26 protein-coding genes and 1 pseudogene are annotated in these 16260 nt (G+C 67.6%); 24 read left to right on the top strand and 3 right to left on the bottom strand.

Annotation, left to right across the window (positions count from 1 at the left end; all coding sequences use genetic code 11):
- The first annotated feature begins 446 nt into the window (after nucleotides 1-446).
- The 12 genes and pseudogenes from ACFPCV_RS06005 to ACFPCV_RS05950 all read left to right on the top strand — a co-directional run bounded on the left by ACFPCV_RS06005 (nucleotide 447) and on the right by ACFPCV_RS05950 (nucleotide 8056).
- Nucleotides 447-572 carry a hypothetical protein gene (locus ACFPCV_RS06005; protein WP_378054992.1) on the top strand — a complete coding sequence of 42 codons (126 nt, stop codon included), beginning with the start codon at nucleotides 447-449 and terminating at the stop codon, nucleotides 570-572.
- A 37-nt stretch (nucleotides 573-609) separates the two neighbouring features.
- Nucleotides 610-1119 carry a hypothetical protein gene (locus tag ACFPCV_RS06000; protein WP_378054991.1) on the top strand — a complete coding sequence of 170 codons (510 nt, stop codon included), beginning with the start codon at nucleotides 610-612 and terminating at the stop codon, nucleotides 1117-1119.
- Nucleotides 1120-1302: 183 nt separating this feature from the next.
- The gene (locus ACFPCV_RS05995) at nucleotides 1303-1554 is read left to right on the top strand and encodes a hypothetical protein (protein ID WP_378054990.1); all 252 of its coding nucleotides are present in this window, start codon (nucleotides 1303-1305) and stop codon (nucleotides 1552-1554) included.
- A gap of 43 nt (nucleotides 1555-1597) precedes the next feature.
- On the top strand, nucleotides 1598-2155 hold the full coding sequence (locus ACFPCV_RS05990) for a hypothetical protein (protein ID WP_378054989.1): 558 nt from the start codon (nucleotides 1598-1600) through the stop codon (nucleotides 2153-2155).
- 862 nt (nucleotides 2156-3017) lie between these two features.
- Nucleotides 3018-3419 carry a nuclear transport factor 2 family protein gene (locus ACFPCV_RS05985; RefSeq protein ID WP_378054988.1) on the top strand — a complete coding sequence of 134 codons (402 nt, stop codon included), beginning with the start codon at nucleotides 3018-3020 and terminating at the stop codon, nucleotides 3417-3419.
- Nucleotides 3420-3658: 239 nt separating this feature from the next.
- The gene (locus ACFPCV_RS05980) at nucleotides 3659-4033 is read left to right on the top strand and encodes a hypothetical protein (protein ID WP_378054987.1); all 375 of its coding nucleotides are present in this window, start codon (nucleotides 3659-3661) and stop codon (nucleotides 4031-4033) included.
- A 268-nt stretch (nucleotides 4034-4301) separates the two neighbouring features.
- The gene (locus ACFPCV_RS05975) at nucleotides 4302-4511 is read left to right on the top strand and encodes a hypothetical protein (RefSeq protein WP_378054986.1); all 210 of its coding nucleotides are present in this window, start codon (nucleotides 4302-4304) and stop codon (nucleotides 4509-4511) included.
- Between the two features lie 53 nt (nucleotides 4512-4564).
- Nucleotides 4565-4945, top strand: a complete 381-nt coding sequence (locus ACFPCV_RS05970) for a hypothetical protein (RefSeq protein ID WP_378054985.1) — start codon at nucleotides 4565-4567, stop codon at nucleotides 4943-4945.
- A 255-nt stretch (nucleotides 4946-5200) separates the two neighbouring features.
- Nucleotides 5201-6199, top strand: a complete 999-nt coding sequence (locus ACFPCV_RS05965) for an RNA polymerase subunit sigma-70 (RefSeq protein ID WP_378054984.1) — start codon at nucleotides 5201-5203, stop codon at nucleotides 6197-6199.
- 421 nt (nucleotides 6200-6620) lie between these two features.
- The gene (locus ACFPCV_RS05960) at nucleotides 6621-6962 is read left to right on the top strand and encodes a hypothetical protein (protein ID WP_378054983.1); all 342 of its coding nucleotides are present in this window, start codon (nucleotides 6621-6623) and stop codon (nucleotides 6960-6962) included.
- Between the two features lie 33 nt (nucleotides 6963-6995).
- Nucleotides 6996-7250, top strand: a pseudogene (locus ACFPCV_RS05955) (aldo/keto reductase); the annotation flags it as partial.
- Between the two features lie 275 nt (nucleotides 7251-7525).
- The gene (locus ACFPCV_RS05950) at nucleotides 7526-8056 is read left to right on the top strand and encodes a hypothetical protein (RefSeq protein WP_378054982.1); all 531 of its coding nucleotides are present in this window, start codon (nucleotides 7526-7528) and stop codon (nucleotides 8054-8056) included.
- Between the two features lie 33 nt (nucleotides 8057-8089).
- Here ACFPCV_RS05950 and ACFPCV_RS05945 read toward each other — a convergent pair whose 3' ends face one another.
- On the bottom strand, nucleotides 8090-8383 hold the full coding sequence (locus ACFPCV_RS05945; protein WP_378054981.1) for a hypothetical protein: 294 nt from the start codon (nucleotides 8381-8383) through the stop codon (nucleotides 8090-8092).
- Between the two features lie 199 nt (nucleotides 8384-8582).
- On the opposite strand from ACFPCV_RS05945, the gene ACFPCV_RS05940 reads away from it, so the two are divergent.
- On the top strand, nucleotides 8583-8786 hold the full coding sequence (locus ACFPCV_RS05940; RefSeq protein ID WP_378054980.1) for an AfsR/SARP family transcriptional regulator: 204 nt from the start codon (nucleotides 8583-8585) through the stop codon (nucleotides 8784-8786).
- Nucleotides 8787-8905: 119 nt separating this feature from the next.
- A complete protein-coding gene (locus ACFPCV_RS05935) occupies nucleotides 8906-9409 on the top strand; it encodes a hypothetical protein (protein ID WP_378054979.1) in 504 nt (167 codons plus the stop codon).
- Nucleotides 9410-9427: 18 nt separating this feature from the next.
- Here the strand turns inward: ACFPCV_RS05935 and ACFPCV_RS05930 are convergent, their stop codons facing one another.
- Complete coding sequence (locus ACFPCV_RS05930) at nucleotides 9428-9661, bottom strand: VOC family protein (RefSeq protein ID WP_378054978.1); 234 nt, start codon at nucleotides 9659-9661, stop codon at nucleotides 9428-9430.
- 750 nt (nucleotides 9662-10411) lie between these two features.
- Here ACFPCV_RS05930 and ACFPCV_RS05925 point away from each other — a divergent pair.
- The 10 genes from ACFPCV_RS05925 to ACFPCV_RS05880 are packed head-to-tail and all read left to right on the top strand — an operon-like array spanning nucleotide 10412 to nucleotide 15284.
- Nucleotides 10412-10951, top strand: coding sequence for a hypothetical protein (locus ACFPCV_RS05925; RefSeq protein ID WP_378054977.1), 540 nt, complete (start codon nucleotides 10412-10414; stop codon nucleotides 10949-10951).
- A 5-nt stretch (nucleotides 10952-10956) separates the two neighbouring features.
- Entirely contained in the window at nucleotides 10957-11898 is a 942-nt protein-coding gene (locus tag ACFPCV_RS05920; RefSeq protein ID WP_378054976.1) for an SRPBCC family protein, read from the top strand.
- A 12-nt stretch (nucleotides 11899-11910) separates the two neighbouring features.
- On the top strand, nucleotides 11911-12297 hold the full coding sequence (gene gvpJ, locus ACFPCV_RS05915) for a gas vesicle protein GvpJ (RefSeq protein WP_378054975.1): 387 nt from the start codon (nucleotides 11911-11913) through the stop codon (nucleotides 12295-12297).
- A gap of 5 nt (nucleotides 12298-12302) precedes the next feature.
- On the top strand, nucleotides 12303-13061 hold the full coding sequence (locus ACFPCV_RS05910; protein WP_378054974.1) for a GvpL/GvpF family gas vesicle protein: 759 nt from the start codon (nucleotides 12303-12305) through the stop codon (nucleotides 13059-13061).
- 2 nt (nucleotides 13062-13063) lie between these two features.
- A complete protein-coding gene (locus tag ACFPCV_RS05905; protein WP_378054973.1) occupies nucleotides 13064-13306 on the top strand; it encodes a gas vesicle protein GvpG in 243 nt (80 codons plus the stop codon).
- A 7-nt stretch (nucleotides 13307-13313) separates the two neighbouring features.
- On the top strand, nucleotides 13314-13655 hold the full coding sequence (gvpO, locus tag ACFPCV_RS05900; protein ID WP_378054972.1) for a gas vesicle protein GvpO: 342 nt from the start codon (nucleotides 13314-13316) through the stop codon (nucleotides 13653-13655).
- Between the two features lies 1 nt (nucleotide 13656).
- Nucleotides 13657-14010, top strand: coding sequence for a gas vesicle protein GvpJ (gvpJ, locus tag ACFPCV_RS05895; protein WP_378054971.1), 354 nt, complete (start codon nucleotides 13657-13659; stop codon nucleotides 14008-14010).
- On the top strand, nucleotides 14003-14815 hold the full coding sequence (locus ACFPCV_RS05890) for a GvpL/GvpF family gas vesicle protein (protein ID WP_378054970.1): 813 nt from the start codon (nucleotides 14003-14005) through the stop codon (nucleotides 14813-14815). The genes gvpJ (ACFPCV_RS05895) and ACFPCV_RS05890 overlap by 8 nt, the downstream gene beginning before the upstream one ends.
- A complete protein-coding gene (locus tag ACFPCV_RS05885; RefSeq protein WP_378054969.1) occupies nucleotides 14812-15000 on the top strand; it encodes a gas vesicle protein in 189 nt (62 codons plus the stop codon). Before ACFPCV_RS05890 ends, ACFPCV_RS05885 begins: the two co-directional genes overlap by 4 nt.
- On the top strand, nucleotides 14997-15284 hold the full coding sequence (locus ACFPCV_RS05880; RefSeq protein ID WP_378054968.1) for a gas vesicle protein K: 288 nt from the start codon (nucleotides 14997-14999) through the stop codon (nucleotides 15282-15284). The genes ACFPCV_RS05885 and ACFPCV_RS05880 overlap by 4 nt, the downstream gene beginning before the upstream one ends.
- A gap of 306 nt (nucleotides 15285-15590) precedes the next feature.
- Here the strand turns inward: ACFPCV_RS05880 and ACFPCV_RS05875 are convergent, their stop codons facing one another.
- Entirely contained in the window at nucleotides 15591-16247 is a 657-nt protein-coding gene (locus tag ACFPCV_RS05875) for a response regulator (RefSeq protein WP_378054967.1), read from the bottom strand.
- Nucleotides 16248-16260 lie beyond the last annotated feature (13 nt).

Here is a 16260-nt window from a genome sequence, read left to right as displayed (position 1 = left end):
ACTCTTCCCGGCCATGATCCACATCCTCACTCAACGAGTGAGTCTCCATCAGACCCGGGGCGGTTCAACCTCCGTGATCCTCTGCCGAAGATGAATACGCAAGTACACGATCGGCTGACCGTGAAGACACTCACAAGAGTGAGCCGAGTCGGTCGGTACTGCATGCGGCGACGGCCGCCGCCCACCATGACCTCTACCGTGTCAACGTAGATCAAGAAGTGCGCTGACCTGCGTAAACGTGACTCTGGCAGGTCGGCGTACGTCTGTTCGGAGCAGTTCAGCGCAGCTCACTGTCGTTCGATGGCCTATCTGGCTCTCAATTTGCTCCCGACAGCCCGCTCCCACGTGCTCCTCGGGGACCCAGTTGCTGCCGCTCAGCGGCACGAGAGGACGTCCGGGTTGATCCGTGTGTGATGAGCGGTGCGGTGGGTCCCTACTCTTGTGCCGTGGTAGTGGCGGAAGATCGGCTTGTCGCGGTGATGACCGCGCCGCTGGATTCGATCGTCGATGGTGACGTGCGGGTGCTTCCTCCGGCCGTGGCGGTGCGGAAAATGGCGTCTGCCGGAGAGTGACCTCAGGGCATTGGCCGAGTGGGGGCTTCCGAGGGACGTGCTCATGACACCCTGTTTGCAGGTGGAATCCGAACCTGTGCTCGTGCCGAACGTGGCCGGGCCGGTGGAGAGCCGGCTGATCACGCCGGAGGATCGGTTGTACCGGCTGGGGAGGTGGGGCGGTCACGACCGCACGCCGTGGATGGGCGCCGCCGCCGGCGACGGCCGGGTCCTGGCGATCCGCGACAGACCGATGACAGCCCAGGACCTGCATCCGGCTCTGCGGGAGGTTCATCACGACCTGTACCGCCCGGCTGTGGACTTCATCAACTCATCGGTGGCGCAACTGGTCGAGATCAGTTGGCGCTGGCGTGCCGCGCTGCGCATTCTCCGGACGCTGGAACCTCCCCCTGCCGCCGCACCGCTTGACGCGCACGAAGCCTTCGACAACCGAGTCAGCGCAGGTGAGCGGATCGTCCTGAAGCGCATCGAGGAGATCGACAGCCACGTCCGCCTGGATGATCCCGCCTCGCTGTGGGTTCAGGTCGTCACCGATCCGGGATATTAGGGCCGACCAACGTCGAACGCCGTCGGCGTCAATCGCGACATCGGCCGTCCGCAACTCGGCATGAGCGGGCATCCTCGGTTGCTCGTCTGGCGACGTGAGCAGGTGGGTGAACGAAGGTGTGTTCGTGGGGCTGCGTCACGGACCGGCGGATAGGAATGCCGGTGGGTCGGGTTTAATCCCGGCATGGACAGCACGCCGCTGGTTCGGGCGGTCGTCGAGGCCCTGATGTTCTTCGAGCACGCCGCGGACGACGAGATCGACCCGGATGTGGCCGTGCGGGGTATCGAGGTGATCAGTCATGAGCTGGACGCCTTGAGCTCTGCTGACCGGGTGGAGTTTCGGTTGGTTCTGGCGCGGATCGCGGAGACGTCGGGCGACAGCGGAGGCGCGCAGCGGGCTCGGGAGGTGCCGTTCATGCTGTGGGGTGAGGAGTGACCACCTGGCCGGATCGGTGGGCGGTTTGGGGGAGTATGACGCCGTGGGTTCGGTCAACGAGGTTGATGATCAGCGGGCACGATTCGAGGCGAAGCTGAGCGATCTGCGCGGCCGTCGGTTCACGGCGGTGGACTACTGGGACATCCACATCGACGCCCCCGAACCGGCACGGTGGGACTACGGCGACTGGCATCACGCAGTCATGGGCTTCGAGCTCACCTGCGACGCGGGGCCGGCGACGGTGACCTGGACCAACACCTTCTTCCCTCACGGCGTCGAGGTCTTCGACAACGGGATCCAGGAGCATCTCGTCCTGGGCGAGGGAGGTCCCGTGCGGATCGGGCCGCTCATCGATTCCGGGAGTGTGTGGCGCAGGTACCTCGGGGCGGCGGTTCGTCGGACCGCCTTGCATTGGGAGCGAATGGAACTGGGCCCGGCCCGGCGAGCCGATGGCAGCGTGGTTGCGCCGGCGCGCACGGTGGACGTGCCGACGGCATTGCGCATCGACTTCGACGCGGGAGCGGTGTGGTTCGTCGCCGCCATCCCACAGTTACCCGACGCGCGCGCCATGGGCTTCGACGATCCGGCGTTCCTTCGATAGCCCAGGTACACGCCCCTCGGCTCAGCGCACGCTCGGCATACGACCGACCAGCGGCATGAGTGGACAGTCACGTCCCGGAACAGCGCGACCTCCGAGGTCGGGGTGGGGCGAGTCGCCGGGGTGAGGGCGGGATCTACGCGCAGTGGTGCCCTGTCACGTTGAGTTCTTCCCTTCCGGAGAACGGTGTACGAGGCACTCGGCGTGTTCCAGGATGCGGCGGTCCGGCGGGCCTCCTGACCGCGGTTGACCCCGGCTGAACGTCAGCGGTCGAACTCCGGGATCAGGTCGCCGATCAAGCGGATGCTGGTCAGGACTTCTTCGTCGCCGATGTTGCCGATCTGCTGGAGGCACATCAGCCGGTCGATGCCGAGGTCGGCGTACTTGCGCAGTTTCTTGCGGCAGGTGTCCGGGCTGCCGACGATCAGTGCAACCGCGCGAGATGCTCGCTCGGCGGCATGAGCGGACGTTATGACCTCATCGCCGTCGAGGTGTTTGCCGGCGCCGTCGCGTGCGTGTACCGCCGGCCGGGGATCTCGGGCATCTCGAGCACGGCACGCGGCCGGGGATCACCCGGGGTAGGAGTACATCTGCGGCGAGGCGGCCAACCCGAGGTGTGCCGCCCGGTCGCGGTCCTCGGACCGGTGGAGTTGGAGCTGTTCGGTCCGGATCGGCGCCGGTGGCCACACCGAGCAGACCGCCGCGATCAGGCCGCCTCGGCTGCTGGTGGTTGGTCCTCGGGCAGGCCGACTACGCCGCCCGGTCACGCCCCGCGGAGGTTCGCCTCGCGCAGGTGCGTCCTGTGTAGGTCCGCCACAAGCGAACACACCTGCGCCTGGTGTCGTCGGCTGCCAGGCTGTGCGCTATGCCCGACTCAGATCCCGTCGACAACTCCCATGCTGATCTCGTCGATAGCCTCCGCGCCGCGGAACGACGCCTGCAGGCCGCGCAACGCACCTCCGACGTCGAGGCCTTGACGGCGTTGCTCCATGACGACGTCCGCTTCACCGGCCCCGACGGCACCCTTCTCACCAAGGCCGACGACCTGCATGCCCACCAGTCCGGCGCACAGGTCGTCCACCGCGTCGACGAGGAGGACCTCCAGGTGTTCGCGATAGGCGCCACTGGCGTCACCTGGTTCCTGGGCACCCTGGAGGTCACCGTCGCCGGTCAGCACCTGACCGCCCGCGCGCGTTACACCCGAACTTGGCTCCATACAACGAACTGGCAGGTCATTGCTGCTCACGCGACAATCTTCCCGAACTGACAACGACCCCGGCAGAAGTCTTTCACAGACGTAGAGTCCACATAGCGACCCCGGCGACTGCGTCGAGGACTTCGTTGTCAAACGATCCGTGACGGATGTCGTCTTCGCCGTAGTAACCACCACGAGACCCGCATCAGGATCACTGATACATCAAGTCGCGCACCACGCAGCCGACTCGCGGCACGAGCGCGCGTGGCGGCAGGGCGACCATACGGTTGCGCGGGGTAGGGTCGGCCACCGTGCAGAACTCGATGTTCGAGGCCTCCGAAGGCTGGGAGGGATCGATCTATCGCGTTCGGACCTCCTCGTTCAACGTGGCGTTCGTGATCGGTGCTGGCGAGGATCCCGATGAGATAGACACCGTTGACGTGGAGGTCACGCTGGCTGACGGTTCGTGCTGGAGTGCAACGATGTTTACCCTCGCTGAGGTGGAACGACTCATGGCGCGATGGGCTGTCACTGGTGAGTACGGCGGCGGAAGCTACTTCTGGTGCTCAGACGGCGTGATCGTGCGCGAACCAGGTGTCACCAACATGACAATGGTGCTTGCGCAACTCTATGAAGACGGCCAACTCACCGACGTGCTCGAACGCCTGGACCGTGCCGAAGAATGACCGCCAACAAGGCTCTCATCGGCATGACAGGGCGTCGCGGCCAACTCGGTCCGCGGCATGAGAGTTCGTTGCGGCGATGTGGTGGCAGCACGTCGCTCGTCGGCAGTTCGTGCCGCGGTCAGTACTTGGCCTCCCACAACCGTGGTGGCGGTGACCCATCGCCCGGGGCGGCTCCAGGCGGTTGAACACATCTCCACTCCTGTCGGCCTCGGTGGCACGTGGGGCGGGACACGGGAGGATGGTGGGGATGGCCGAGGCGACTCCGCCGATGAAAGCTTTCAAGATCACTGCGGTCGCGGCGCTGGTCGTGGCGTTGCTCGGAGTGCTCGCTGACGTGACCGGCCTGTTGAGCTTCATCACCGGCAAGGACCTGCCCGAGCTCCTCCATCCCTCGGAGCCGTCCGCGACGGCTCCGGCCATCGGGGTGCCGCCACCTCGGGCTCGACTCCCGACCCCGCAGACCAGTCGTCCCCGGTGACGGCGACACCTGTCCCGACGACGACCGCGACGGCTGTGACGGGGGACCGGCAGGTGGCGCCTCCGGCGCCGGCCACCACCACCGACGCCATCAAGAACTTCCAGCTCTCCCTCGGCCCTCCGGAGTTCGATGCCGCGACACCCCAAGTGATCACCATCGAAACCTCCGACGGGGGTCTGGACACCTACGTCGATATCGAGATCGCGGACCCCGCTGCGCAGGGCGGGGTGTGTCCCAAGATCACCGGCGGCCCCTGCAACCTCATCTCCAGCGGGGGCGCCGAAGCCGACCGGAATGGCTACGCTCGCCTGGAATTCGAGTGGTTCGGCAGCACTCCCGGGCACGACGACATCCATCACCCCGGCACCTACACAGTCACCGTCCAGGATCGCGGCAACGGATCCACCGTCAGCCTGGACTTCACCGCCCGCTGACACGTGGCCATGCACCGGTTTGGGCCGACTGCGGTCGCCGTATCCACCGCAGCCGGTTGACGAGTCCACGAAGGCCGTCGCGGCCGTGCTGCTGTCCACGCCGCGCCACCGCGATCGTGCGGGCCATCCTCGTCCTACATCGCGTCGGAGCCGGCCGCGTCACTGCCTCAGCGTGCCGACCGACTTCGGTGATGAGTTGTCGCGCCCGCGCCCGTCATACCTACGACGGACACGACGAGGCGGAAGGATGACGTGATGAGTGTGGACACGCGGCTGGAGGAGCTGGGCGTGAGCGGTCTGGGCGAGGTCGACGAGCCGGCGTTCTCGGCGCTGGCGGGGCGGCACCGGCGGGAGTTGCACGTGCACTGCTACCGGATGCTCGGGTCGTTCGAGGACGCCGAGGACACCGTGCAGGAGACCTTCCTGCGCGCCTGGCGGCGGCGGGAGACCTTCGAGGGGCGGTCGACGTTCCGGGCCTGGCTGTACCGGATCGCCACCAACGCCTGCCTGGACCTGCTCGCCAAGTGCCGCCCGGAGCCTGCGAACGGCGGCGAGGTGCGGTGGCTGCAGCCCTACCCGGACCGGCTGCTCGACGAACTGCCCGCGAGCGATGGGGACGAACCGGAGACCGTCGCCGTCGCGCGGGAGACGATCGAGCTGGCGTACCTGGTCGCGGTCCAGCACCTCGCGCCTCGCCCGCGGGCCGTGCTGATCCTGCGGGACGTGCTCGGCTGGCCAGCGAAGGACGTCGCGGAGCTCCTCGGGGACTCCGTCAACTCCGTGAACAGCGCGCTGCAGCGGGCCCGCGCCGGCATGCGGGAGCACCTGCCCGCGCAACGGCAGGACTGGACCGGCGGCGAGGAGGACGCCGCGACGCGTGAGCTGGTGCGCCGCTTCACCGACGCCAGCGTGGCCAAGGACATCGAAGGGCTCGCCGCACTGCTGCGGGAAGACGTCCGCTGCTCGATGCCGCCGACACCGGGCCTGTACGTAGGTCGCGACGCGGTGGTGAACGACTGGGTCGAGGACGGCTTCGAGAGCCTGGGGAGCCTGCGCGCGGTCCGCACCTCGGTGAACCGGCAGCCCGCCGTCGCGTTCTACCTCTGGCGGAAGGGGGAGGGCGCGTACCTGCCGCTGACGCTCGACGTCCTGCGTGTCACCGGCGGGGCGATCACCGAGCTCGTCACGTTCCACGACGACCAGTTCCCGCGGGCCGGGCTGCCGGAGCGCCTGCCGGCGGACGGCACGGAGTAGTCCCGGTGGGGACGCGCGCTGCGCGTGGCATGTGCATGGTGCGTTACGCCTGTGTCGAGGCGCGGTGGCGCCAAGTTCACCGACTGCGCGCAGCGGGCGGAACGGATCCGGCGGACGGGATCCGAAGTCGTGTTCGTCACCGGCATCGAGCTGACCATCATGAGCCTGAGATTTCTGCCCGGCGACACCCTCGACGAGCGGCTCGGCCGGCTGTTGGGCGAGCCCGACGGCCGGGCCGAGCCGATCGCCGAGGCGAGTGCCCGCCTCAACGACTTCCTCGGGGATGCCGTCGCCGCGGTCCGCGAACGGTTTCGAAGGATCACCTACGCCTGCATACCTCGTCGCGCGGGGAAAGCCGGTTGCGATCACCGGCTTGGGCACGGCGACCTGGCGCGGAGCGGGCGACGTCGCGCCGTGCAGTATGGAGATCGTCGAGTACGACAAGACCGGCCGGTCGGCCGGACTGAACGGGGAGTACGTCCGCGACGAGGCCGGCCAGGCCACCTACCTGCTCGAGTTGCTGGAGATCTTCGACGCCGAAGGCGTGGACAGCGCCTTCGTGTATCTGTTCGCGCTCGACAACATCCCCCACCGCCCCGACGACCCCCGCCACGACCTCGACAGTCTCGGCATCGTCAAAGTCCTGGAACACCGCCACGGCAACACCTACCCGACATGCCCTTGGAACCCAAGGCTGCCTTCCACACCCTCGCCGACCACTACCGCGGCTGACCAGACCGGTCCTTGCCGACCTGCGCCGTGAGGGGCTGATCCGGCACCTCGGGTCAGCCACGTCGACGCGCCCCAGCTCGCCGAGGCGCGGCCGGTCGCCCCGGTCGCCGCGGTGCAGAACCAGTTCCACATCCACGACCGCAGCGACGCCGAGGTTCTCGAGCAGTGCGAACAAGACGGCATCGCCTACGTGCCGTACTTTCCACTCGGCGGCGGCAGGGCCCGCTCGACACGGCCTGCCTCACGGGCGTCGCCGCCCGCCACCAGGCCACGCCCGCACAGGTCGCCCTCGCCTGGCTCCTCGCCACGTCATCGGTGACACTGGCCATTCCGGCACCAGTTCGCTCGACCACCTGGCCGGCAAACACCGCCGCGGCCGGATTCGCCTCAGTATCCGACGACCTGGCCGGGCTCTGATCAGCGGACAGTATTCGGACTCTTGAGTCCATCGATGGTGGTGCTGCGAGAGTCGACATCACATCGACACCGTCCGACTTCTGCGGCGCGGAATGCCGGAACGGCGGTATTCGCAAACCATCCTTCGTGGTTTATTACGAAGGATGTGGAACGGGTGTGCTGCAGGATGGAGCTGTCGTGAGCCGGTCGCGGAGGTTCGGTGCTTTTCTGGCGGCAGTACTCGCCGCGTCGAGTAGCGTGCTGGGCCTGGCGGGTTCGGCGCACGCCGAGGCCGCCGTCCAATCCTGTGTGGGTACCTGGGCGGTCACCTACGATCCGCCCATCACCAACACGCCCCAGCTCGTGTCCGGTGTCCTCACCGGAACCTTCCCCGTCTGCACTGACCTCCAGGCCTTCACCGCGTCCTACACGCAGGTGTTCACGGACACGGTCTCCTGCACGACGCTGCTCAACGCCGGCTCGACGTCCCGCACCTACCAGTGGGGTAACCCGCTGGCCGCGCCGACCACCTTCACCTACAACTTCACGACCACCGTGGTCGCCGGCCAGGTCGTGGTCACCAACACCGGTTTGATCACGGCGGGACGGTATGCGCCGGGCAGCGCAGTCCAGGTCGCCACGCTCATGACGCCGAACGCGCTGGCGTGTGCGGGGGCTGGTGTCGGGAGTCTCACCGGCCCGACGACGCTCACGATCCACAGCCCGTGAGTGCCCGCCGCCAGGCAACCTTCCTGACACACATCAATCATCATTGCGGGGCGTCTGTTGTCCTTCCTGCAGGTCCAGAGTGGTGATTTTCGTCATCTTTCGCACGCGGCAGCGGATAGTTGTTCGCGTGCACGACGAGGTGACAGGCGACCCGTGAAGATCCGTTCTCTCGCCGGTCGTCTGGTTTGTGTTCTGATCGCCGTCTCGGTGCTCGCCTCGGTACTCCTCGCGATCCTGCTCAACCTCGCCTTCCGCGGGCCGCAGCCGCAGCAGCGACAGTCTTTCAGCGGAGTCGGCGGTAAGGTTCACGCCAAATGGTTCAGGCATCGCGTACGTGCTCTCAAAAATTCCTGCTGGAGCTGCTTCCCGGCATTCCCTGAGATGCGCCATGGGATGGCGCACGCCTGTCGGCGCAGGCTTTGCGGCCGAACGGCCGCGTTTTCCGAGCGGAACTTGAGCCGGTTCGATTCAGCCGATATAAACGGATGTTTGCTCCGGAAGAGGTCGGCTGGGGGTCGCGGTGGTCGTGGAGTTCCAGCTGCTCGGCGCCATTCAGGCCTACGTCGACGGCCGGCCGGCGGAAGTCGGACACGCCCGGCAGCGGTGCGTGCTGGCCAACCTGCTCGTCGAGGCCAACCAGGTGGTTGCGGGAACCCAGCTGGTTGACCGGGTCTGGTCGGGTCACCGGCTGCCGGCCCGGCGGGAGCATGGCTTGTTCGTCTTCGGATGATGGGTGAGCCAGCCGAAGACCAGTCGGGCAGTTGGTCCCGCCCTCGACTGCAAGTTGAGTTCACGGAACAGCTAGGGTCAGTGCATGGCTTTTGGTTCCTGCTGTCATTGTGGGTTGTCATGACGGTTGATATTTTGCTGCGCGGCCTGGGAATACTCCTGACACCACTGGTCACCCTTCTAACCTTCGCCGTGCAGGACGGGCGTCGGCGGGCGCGGCTGGCCAAGCAGGCGAAGACCGCTGCCGAGCTCATAAGCCTTGCCCCACCCAATAGCCGGACGTACCGTGAACTCGTCAAGCACTATGAGTTGGCAGTCGAGGAGTATCTCGATGCCCACCGCCGTTGGCGCTGGAAGTGGGGAAGCCTGACGCAAGCACTGCTCCTTGGAGTATTTGGCGTGTGGTCGGCGAGCTTTGGATGGGTGGCAACATTGGCGCCCGAAGACAGGCCAAGTTGGATGTGGTGGACGTTCGAGGATGATTTGGGTCCCCGCGCTTGGGGAGGATGGCTATTCGTGGTACTCGCCGTTCCGTTTCTGGTGGGAGCCATTCGCGGTCTAGTGGATTTTCTGGCAGGCGGCAGACGATCTTCCAGGCGCTTGTCGTCGTCTCTCGGTCAGTAGCAGTCCGGCGGGGCTGAATTATCCGCGAGCACCGTTGCCTGTGTCTCCATCCGGCGGCCGATTCGCGGATGCGCGGGTTTCCTGGTGCTCGGGTGAGGTCTGGAAAGACAGCCTGCGCCCCTCAGCGTCCACGATGGACACCCAGTCGTCCTCGTCCGTGACGATCCGCGCTCCGAGGAGGTCCGCGTAGAAACCCGCCAGGGCCCTGGGATCGCGCGTGTCCAGAACGACTGTCTCGAGCTTGCCGATCACGTCTTCCCCTTTCGTCTCCTCCGGTGGCCATCTGGTTTCCCCGCTCCCGCGCCGGCGAAACGTGAGGACCGTGGGGCCGGAACGTCGTCGTGAGACCGGCCGATCCGCTGCGTGACCTGGGGGTGTGACGCTTCGGACGCTTCGTGCGCCTAACAGGTGAAGTGGATGAGTACGAGTCGGTCCGCCTGCGGTGCCGCTCGTGGCGCGCGAAGGAGGTGACCGGCTGGTCAACGTCGTGGAGGAGTGTCGTTCTCGCAGTCGGGGAGGAGGACTTCGCGTGGGATGTACCAGTGGCGGTCGCACCGACCTTCGACCACCCCGGCACCGATCCGAGCACATCGTGCTCAGCGCTTCTGCTGTGTCCAGGTCACCTTCACTCGGCGAGTGAGGCTTCGTGACGGGGCGAGCACCGCGATATTAAAATGCCGCAGTTGTCTAGATTGCGTCTTTGTGACGATCTCGATGGTCGTCGAGCGCCCTTTTCGTCAGGTTCGCGGACGAATTGTTCTGCGGCGCATTTCGAAAAACCCTGAGCGGCCTGTCGACAGGGTTGACGTGTGTCCTGACCTGCTCAAACTCTGTCCGATGTAGACTCGGTGTCTTTGTCGGTTCAAACAACTGGTCCATCCGGCCCAATTTTGGCAGACCTGGTTTTTGAACTCGATAACCGTGGGTACCAGACTTGTGCGGCGCTATTTGATTCGCCGACTCCGATGCGCACGGGAGATCACTTCAGTCAGGAGGACAGGTATGAGCTCTCGAACACGCCTCGCTTGCGGCGTGGCGATCGGGTACCTGCTCGGTCGTACCCGCAAGATGCGGCTGGCGCTGATGGTCGCGGGTGCGACAGGTGCGGCAGGCACGCCGCGCCAGCTGGTGCAACGCGGGCTGAAGCAACTCGCGTCGGTACCCGAGGTCGACAAACTGACCACGATGGCTAGAGGACAGCTCGTCGACGCCGCCAAGACCGCGGCGATGACCGCGGCCAGCAGTCGCATCGACGCCTTCAACGAACGGCTGCAGGGCAGGCCCGGCGGTGACGACGATGAGGAGAAGTCCACAGAGGAACCTGCCGAGGACGGCGCCCAGGACGGCGCCCAGGACGGCGCCCAGGACGGCGCTGAGGACAGCCAGGACGACCGCGAGGACGACGGCGGTGAATCGCCCCGGCCGCGCAGGCGGGCGAGCACGGCCCGGCGTCGCGCGAGCACGGACGACTCGGACGACAAGCCACGCCGGGGCAGCACGCGGCGCGGCTCCCGCGCGCCGGTGCGCCGGGCCGGGAGGTGATCGGGATGGTTGCCGACACGGCCGCGAAGACGGGCAAGAACACGGCGAAGAAAGCGAAGGACACCACGGGCACGGTGTCCGGGGGCGCCTCGCCGCTTGCCGACTCGGTACGCAGGCTCGCGCAGACGGTCACCACTCGTGCCGCCACGTCGTTGACCGACAAGGTCAGCTCGACGGCCGGGCGGCTCGGCGAGTACGGCACCGGCGGCGGTGGTCCCGGCCTGCTGAGCGCCGTCACCGGAAAGGAACCGGGTGCGGGCAGGAAGGCCGCGACCGGCGCGGTGAAAGGTGCGCTTTCCGGTGTCGCGGAAGGGATCAAGGACAAGATCAGCGGTGCGCTCGGTGGCGGTGGCAACGACAAGATCAAGGTCACCAACATCGTCGAGCACATCGACGTCGGTGTGCCGGTCGACCTGGCATACGACCAGTGGACCCGCTTCACCGACTTCCCCGGGTTTCTGAAGAAGGTCGAGCACGTCGAGCAGGTCAGCGACGAGAAGCTGCGCTGGAAGGCGCAGATCTTCTGGTCGCACCGGTCCTGGGAGTCCACGATCGTCGAGCAGGTGCCCGACGAGCGGATCGTGTGGCGGTCCGAAGGGCACAAGGGCCACGTCGACGGCGCGGTCACCTTCCACGAACTGGCGCCGGACCTGACCAGGGTCCTGCTGGTGCTCGAGTACCACCCCCAGGGGCTGTTCGAGCGGACCGGCAACCTGTGGCGCGCCCAGGGACGCAGGGCCCGCCTCGAGCTCAAGCACTTCCAGCGCCACGTGATGACCCGGACCTTGCTGCACCCGGACGACGTCGAGGGCTGGCGCGGCGAGATCCACGACGGCCGGGTGGTCGAGCGGGCCGAGGACCGAGAACCGGTGGACGACACCGAAGCCGGCGACGAGGAACCCCGCGAGGAACGCGAACGCGAGGGTGCCGCCGCCGACGGTAAGTGAGGAGCGAACCGAATGACCACAGCGGTACAGCCGGCCGGTGGTGGTGGGGTCGAGCGCCCCACCTCGTCCAGCCTGGCCGACGTGATCGACACCATCCTGGACAAGGGTCTGGTCATCGACGCCTACGTGCGGGTCTCCCTCGTCGGCATCGAGTTGCTGACGATCGATGCGCGCGTCGTCGTGGCCAGTGTGGACACCTACCTGAGGTTCGCCGAGGCCGTGAACCGGCTCGACATCTCGGACAACGACAAGAAGGGCCTGCCCGACCTGGTGGAGGACATGCAGCAGGGCGGCGCCAAGACCAAGACCAAGGGCGCGCTCGACGCGGCGGGGGACAAGCTGCGCGGCTTCCTCGGTGACGAGGAGGGCGAGCGGGCCGGGAAACGGGAGAGGAAGTGACGGGGATGGCCGAATCGGACCAGAGGTTCTACGTATACGGGATCGTGCCCTCCGATGTGGAGACCGAACCCGACGCGCGAGGTGTCGGCGACCCGCCAGGCGAGGTGACCACGATCAAGCACGGTGACGTCGCCGCACTGGTCAGCGCCGTGGCCGCGGACTCCTCGCTGGGCAGCCCCGAGGACCTGGCGGCACACGCCGCGCTGCTCGACGGCGCCGCGGCCGCGGCACCCGTGCTGCCGATCAAGTTCGGTGCCGTGCTCACCAGCGAGGACGACGTGACCGAGGAACTGCTCGCCGCACACCACGACGAGTTCGCCGCCGCGCTGCGTGAACTGGAAGGCAAGGCGCAGTACGTCGTGCGCGGCCGGTACCGGCAAGAGGCGATCTTCAAGGAGATCCTCGCGGAGAACGCCGAACTCGGCCGGCTGCGCGAGGCGATCCGGGACAAGCCGGAGGATGCCACGCGCAACGAGCGCATGGCGCTCGGTGAGGCGATCACGAACGCGATCTCGGCGAAGCGCGACGCGGACACCGAGACCGTGCGGCGGGCGCTGGACGACCTCGGGTTGATGACGGTCGTGCGGGAACCGACGCACGACGAGGACGCGGCGCACGTCGTCTTCCTCGCGGAGACGGACAAGGAGTCCGAGCTCGAGGAGGCGGTCGAGCGGCTCGCCACCGGATGGGAGGGCCGGGTGGACCTCCGGCTGCTCGGTCCACTCGCGGCCTACGACTTCGTGGTCAGCAAGGCGGCGGAGTAGCCATGGGTCTCGTGTCCGTTCTCCTCGGCCTGCCGCTCGCGCCGGTGCGCGGCGTCATCAAGCTCGGTGAGCTGGTGCAGCGGCAGGTCGAGGAGGAGCTCTACCACCCCGCATCCGCCCGACGCGAGCTCGAGGAGGTCGAACGCAAGCGCGCCGAGGGGGAGCTGTCCGAGGAAGAGGAAGCCCAGGCACAGCAACGAGTGCTGCGCCGGATGACCACACAACCGGGAACGAAGGGGCGGTGACTCCCGCGTGGCCACGAACGCCAAGAACACGGAGGACAACACCGAGAACAGAGCCGAGGGAAGTGGCGACCGTGGCGCCGGGCAGAAGTCGTCCGCGTCGCGGATCGCGGCACAGGCCCAGGAACACATCAGCGCCCTCACCTCGAAGAGCGTCGTGGGTGTGACGTCCGTCGGACCGGTCGAGCAGGGCTGGCTGGTCGAGGTCGAGGTGCTGGAGGACCGGCGGATCCCGTCGTCGTCGGACGTGCTCGCGCTCTACGAGGCCGAACTGAACGAGCACGGCGATCTGCTGGCCTACCGCAGGACCAGGCGTTACCCGCGGGGCGGCGCCGACGTGGGGAGGAGTTGAGATGACTGTGTCGGCACAGCCCACCACGGTGGCGCAGAGCGCGAACGGCAGCAACCAGAGCGCCAACCTCGGCGACATCCTTGAGCGCGTACTGGACAAGGGCCTGATCATCGCGGGCGACATCCGGGTCAACCTGCTCGACATCGAACTGCTCACGATCAAGCTCCGGCTGGTCATCGCGTCGCTGGAGACCGCGAAGCAGGTCGGGATCGACTGGTGGGAACACGACCCCTGGCTCACCGGGGAGCGAGGTGACCGCGGGCTCGAGCGCGAGAACGAGGAACTCCGTGCGCGCATCGCCGAACTCGAAGGACGACGCGAACCCGAGAAGATCGAGGAAAGCGACCATGCCTGAGCACGGAACCTGGGTCTACGTCGTCGTCGAAGGCGTGGAACCGAACCTGCTCACCGGCATGACGGGGGTGGCGGGGGAACCGGTGCGGACCACCGGCGCGAACGGGCTGACCGCGGTGGTCGGCACGGTACCGCTGGCGGCGTTCGGCGAGGACGCGCTGCACCGCAACCTCGAGGACATCGACTGGCTCGCCCGTGTCGCGCAGGCACACGACGCCGTGGTGGCGGCCGTGGCACGCGCGGTGCCTGCGGTGCCGTTCCGGATGGCCACCGTCTACTTCGACGACGACCGGGTGGGATCCCTGCTGGAAGACCGCGGGGACGGCTTCCGCGCGGCGTTGTCGCGTGTGGACGGACGGTCGGAGTGGGGGGTGAAAGCCCTGCTCGACGTCAACGAGCTGAGCGAAGCCGCGCCCGCCGAAGCGAGTGACCGCCGCGGGAGCGGTGCGGGCGCGGCCTACCTGCGCCGCAAGCGCGAGCACCACCTGCTCCGCGAACGGATCGACGAGCTCGCGGTCGAGCACGCCGACGAGATCCACGCGACGCTCACCGCGCTCGCCGTGGACGCCTGCCTCCACCGCCCGCAAAGCCCTGCCCTGTCCCAGCAGAAAAGTCCGGGGGGCGACTCGCGGACCCCCGGGATACTGCCGATGATCCTCAACGCCGCGTACCTCGTCGACAACGGCGCGGTCGAAGAGTTCGCACACGAGGTCGGCCGGCAGGACGAACGACGTCCTGGCGTCGAACTCGAGCTCACCGGCCCGTGGCCCGCGTATTCGTTCTCCTCGATCGGACTGGAGCCATGACCGGACCGACGCCGATGCCCACGCCCGAACGGCGCATCGCCCTGGTCGACCTGCTCGACCGGGTACTGGCGGGCGGTGTGGTGATCCACGGCGAGGTGACCTTGTCCATCGCCGACGTGGAACTCGTCCACATCTCGCTGCGCGCCCTGTTGACCTCGATCAGCGCCCTGGAGCAGAACCGATGACCGACCCGCCCCGCCACCACATCAACGCCGACCCCGACACCGCCCAGCAGAGCCTTGCCGGGTTGGTGCTCACCGTGGTCGATCTCCTGCGACAGCTGATGGAACGACAGGCGATCCGCCGCGTCGACTCCGACACCCTCGACGACGAGCAGATCGAGGAGATCGGCCTGACACTGATGCGACTCGACGAGGGCATGGACGAGCTCTGTACCCACTTCGGCCTCCGCCGCGAGGACCTCAACCTCGACCTCGGTCCACTCGGGACCCTGCTGCCACCCGGCTAGTCACGGGAAGCAACGACATGGTGGCCACGCTGTCGCGATCGCGGTGAAGTAGCCGGTAGGTAGTCCCCGGTGTTGGTGCGGGCGACGAACCACGCTGCCACACCTTCGCCGCACCAGAACCCGGCGTGCCCCCACCCGGCATGTCCTGGGCACAGTAGGCACTGGCACTGGCCCTGCTCGACCTCGGCTACGCCCGGTGGGAGTCGGCCCGCACCCGGCTGACGGCCCCCTGCACACCGGGCCGGTGCGACACCAGCTTCCCGGCCTGCGCGGCATTCCTGGCCACGGGTACTGGAGCTGACCAGGTCAGGCCTCTCCGCTCACCAGACCCGCCTCGTGGGCGAGCAGGCCGGCCTGGGTCCGGTTGCGACAGTCGACCTTGACGAGCATCCGCGACACGTAGCTCTTCACCGTCGCCTCCGACAGGTGCAGCTCCCGCGCGATGTCCGCATTGGACAGTCCGCGACCGAGGCGGGTCAGCACCTCGACCTCCCGCTCGGTGAGCACGCGCAGCCGTGCCCTGGCGTCGTCACCGCGCTGCTTGCCGCCGGCGGAGGCGGCGAGCAGCCGAGCCGCCGCGACCGGTGACAGCACGGTGTGCCCGGCGGCCGCCACCCGCACCAGCGCAACGAGGTCCCGCAGTGGCGTGGACTTCAGCAGGAATCCGGCCGCACCGCCCCGCAGCGCCCGCAGCACGTAGCTGTCCGCGTCGAACGTGGTGAGTGCGACCACGACCGGCGGCGCCGGCAACGTGGCGATCCGCTCGATCGCGGTCAGCCCGTCGACCCCGGGCATCCGCAGGTCCATCAGGACCACGTCGGGCCGGTGCCGCACGACCGCCTCGACACCCTCCGCGCCGTCCTGCGCCTGAGCGACCACCTCGAGGTCGGCGGCGGCGCCGAGGATCATCCGCAGGTGCGCGCACACCATCGGCTCGTCGTCGACGACGACCACCCGGATCATTCGGCGTCCCCCG

Origin of the sequence: Actinophytocola glycyrrhizae, assembly GCF_042653545.1 — a bacterium.
Classification (GTDB): Bacteria; Actinomycetota; Actinomycetes; order Mycobacteriales; family Pseudonocardiaceae; genus Actinophytocola; species Actinophytocola glycyrrhizae.
This window is presented reverse-complemented; position numbering and strand designations above follow the sequence as displayed.

Excerpts from the sequence above, each read along its gene's own strand:
- ACFPCV_RS05945 (WP_378054981.1), bottom strand. The coding sequence starts at position 8,383 with ATGCCTGAACCATTTGGCGTGAACCTTACCGCCGACTCCGCTGAAAGA.
- ACFPCV_RS05985 (WP_378054988.1), top strand. The coding sequence starts at position 3,018 with ATGCCCGACTCAGATCCCGTCGACAACTCCCATGCTGATCTCGTCGAT.
- ACFPCV_RS05925 (WP_378054977.1), top strand. The coding sequence starts at position 10,412 with ATGAGCTCTCGAACACGCCTCGCTTGCGGCGTGGCGATCGGGTACCTG.
- ACFPCV_RS05875 (WP_378054967.1), bottom strand. The coding sequence starts at position 16,247 with ATGATCCGGGTGGTCGTCGTCGACGACGAGCCGATGGTGTGCGCGCAC.
- ACFPCV_RS05995 (WP_378054990.1), top strand. The coding sequence starts at position 1,303 with ATGGACAGCACGCCGCTGGTTCGGGCGGTCGTCGAGGCCCTGATGTTC.
- gvpJ (WP_378054971.1), top strand. The coding sequence starts at position 13,657 with ATGACTGTGTCGGCACAGCCCACCACGGTGGCGCAGAGCGCGAACGGC.
- ACFPCV_RS05905 (WP_378054973.1), top strand. The coding sequence starts at position 13,064 with ATGGGTCTCGTGTCCGTTCTCCTCGGCCTGCCGCTCGCGCCGGTGCGC.
- ACFPCV_RS05910 (WP_378054974.1), top strand. The coding sequence starts at position 12,303 with ATGGCCGAATCGGACCAGAGGTTCTACGTATACGGGATCGTGCCCTCC.
- ACFPCV_RS05880 (WP_378054968.1), top strand. The coding sequence starts at position 14,997 with ATGACCGACCCGCCCCGCCACCACATCAACGCCGACCCCGACACCGCC.
- ACFPCV_RS05890 (WP_378054970.1), top strand. The coding sequence starts at position 14,003 with ATGCCTGAGCACGGAACCTGGGTCTACGTCGTCGTCGAAGGCGTGGAA.
- ACFPCV_RS05935 (WP_378054979.1), top strand. The coding sequence starts at position 8,906 with ATGACGGTTGATATTTTGCTGCGCGGCCTGGGAATACTCCTGACACCA.
- ACFPCV_RS05885 (WP_378054969.1), top strand. The coding sequence starts at position 14,812 with ATGACCGGACCGACGCCGATGCCCACGCCCGAACGGCGCATCGCCCTG.
- ACFPCV_RS05960 (WP_378054983.1), top strand. The coding sequence starts at position 6,621 with ATGGAGATCGTCGAGTACGACAAGACCGGCCGGTCGGCCGGACTGAAC.
- ACFPCV_RS05975 (WP_378054986.1), top strand. The coding sequence starts at position 4,302 with ATGAAAGCTTTCAAGATCACTGCGGTCGCGGCGCTGGTCGTGGCGTTG.
- gvpJ (WP_378054975.1), top strand. The coding sequence starts at position 11,911 with ATGACCACAGCGGTACAGCCGGCCGGTGGTGGTGGGGTCGAGCGCCCC.
- ACFPCV_RS05920 (WP_378054976.1), top strand. The coding sequence starts at position 10,957 with ATGGTTGCCGACACGGCCGCGAAGACGGGCAAGAACACGGCGAAGAAA.
- ACFPCV_RS05965 (WP_378054984.1), top strand. The coding sequence starts at position 5,201 with ATGAGTGTGGACACGCGGCTGGAGGAGCTGGGCGTGAGCGGTCTGGGC.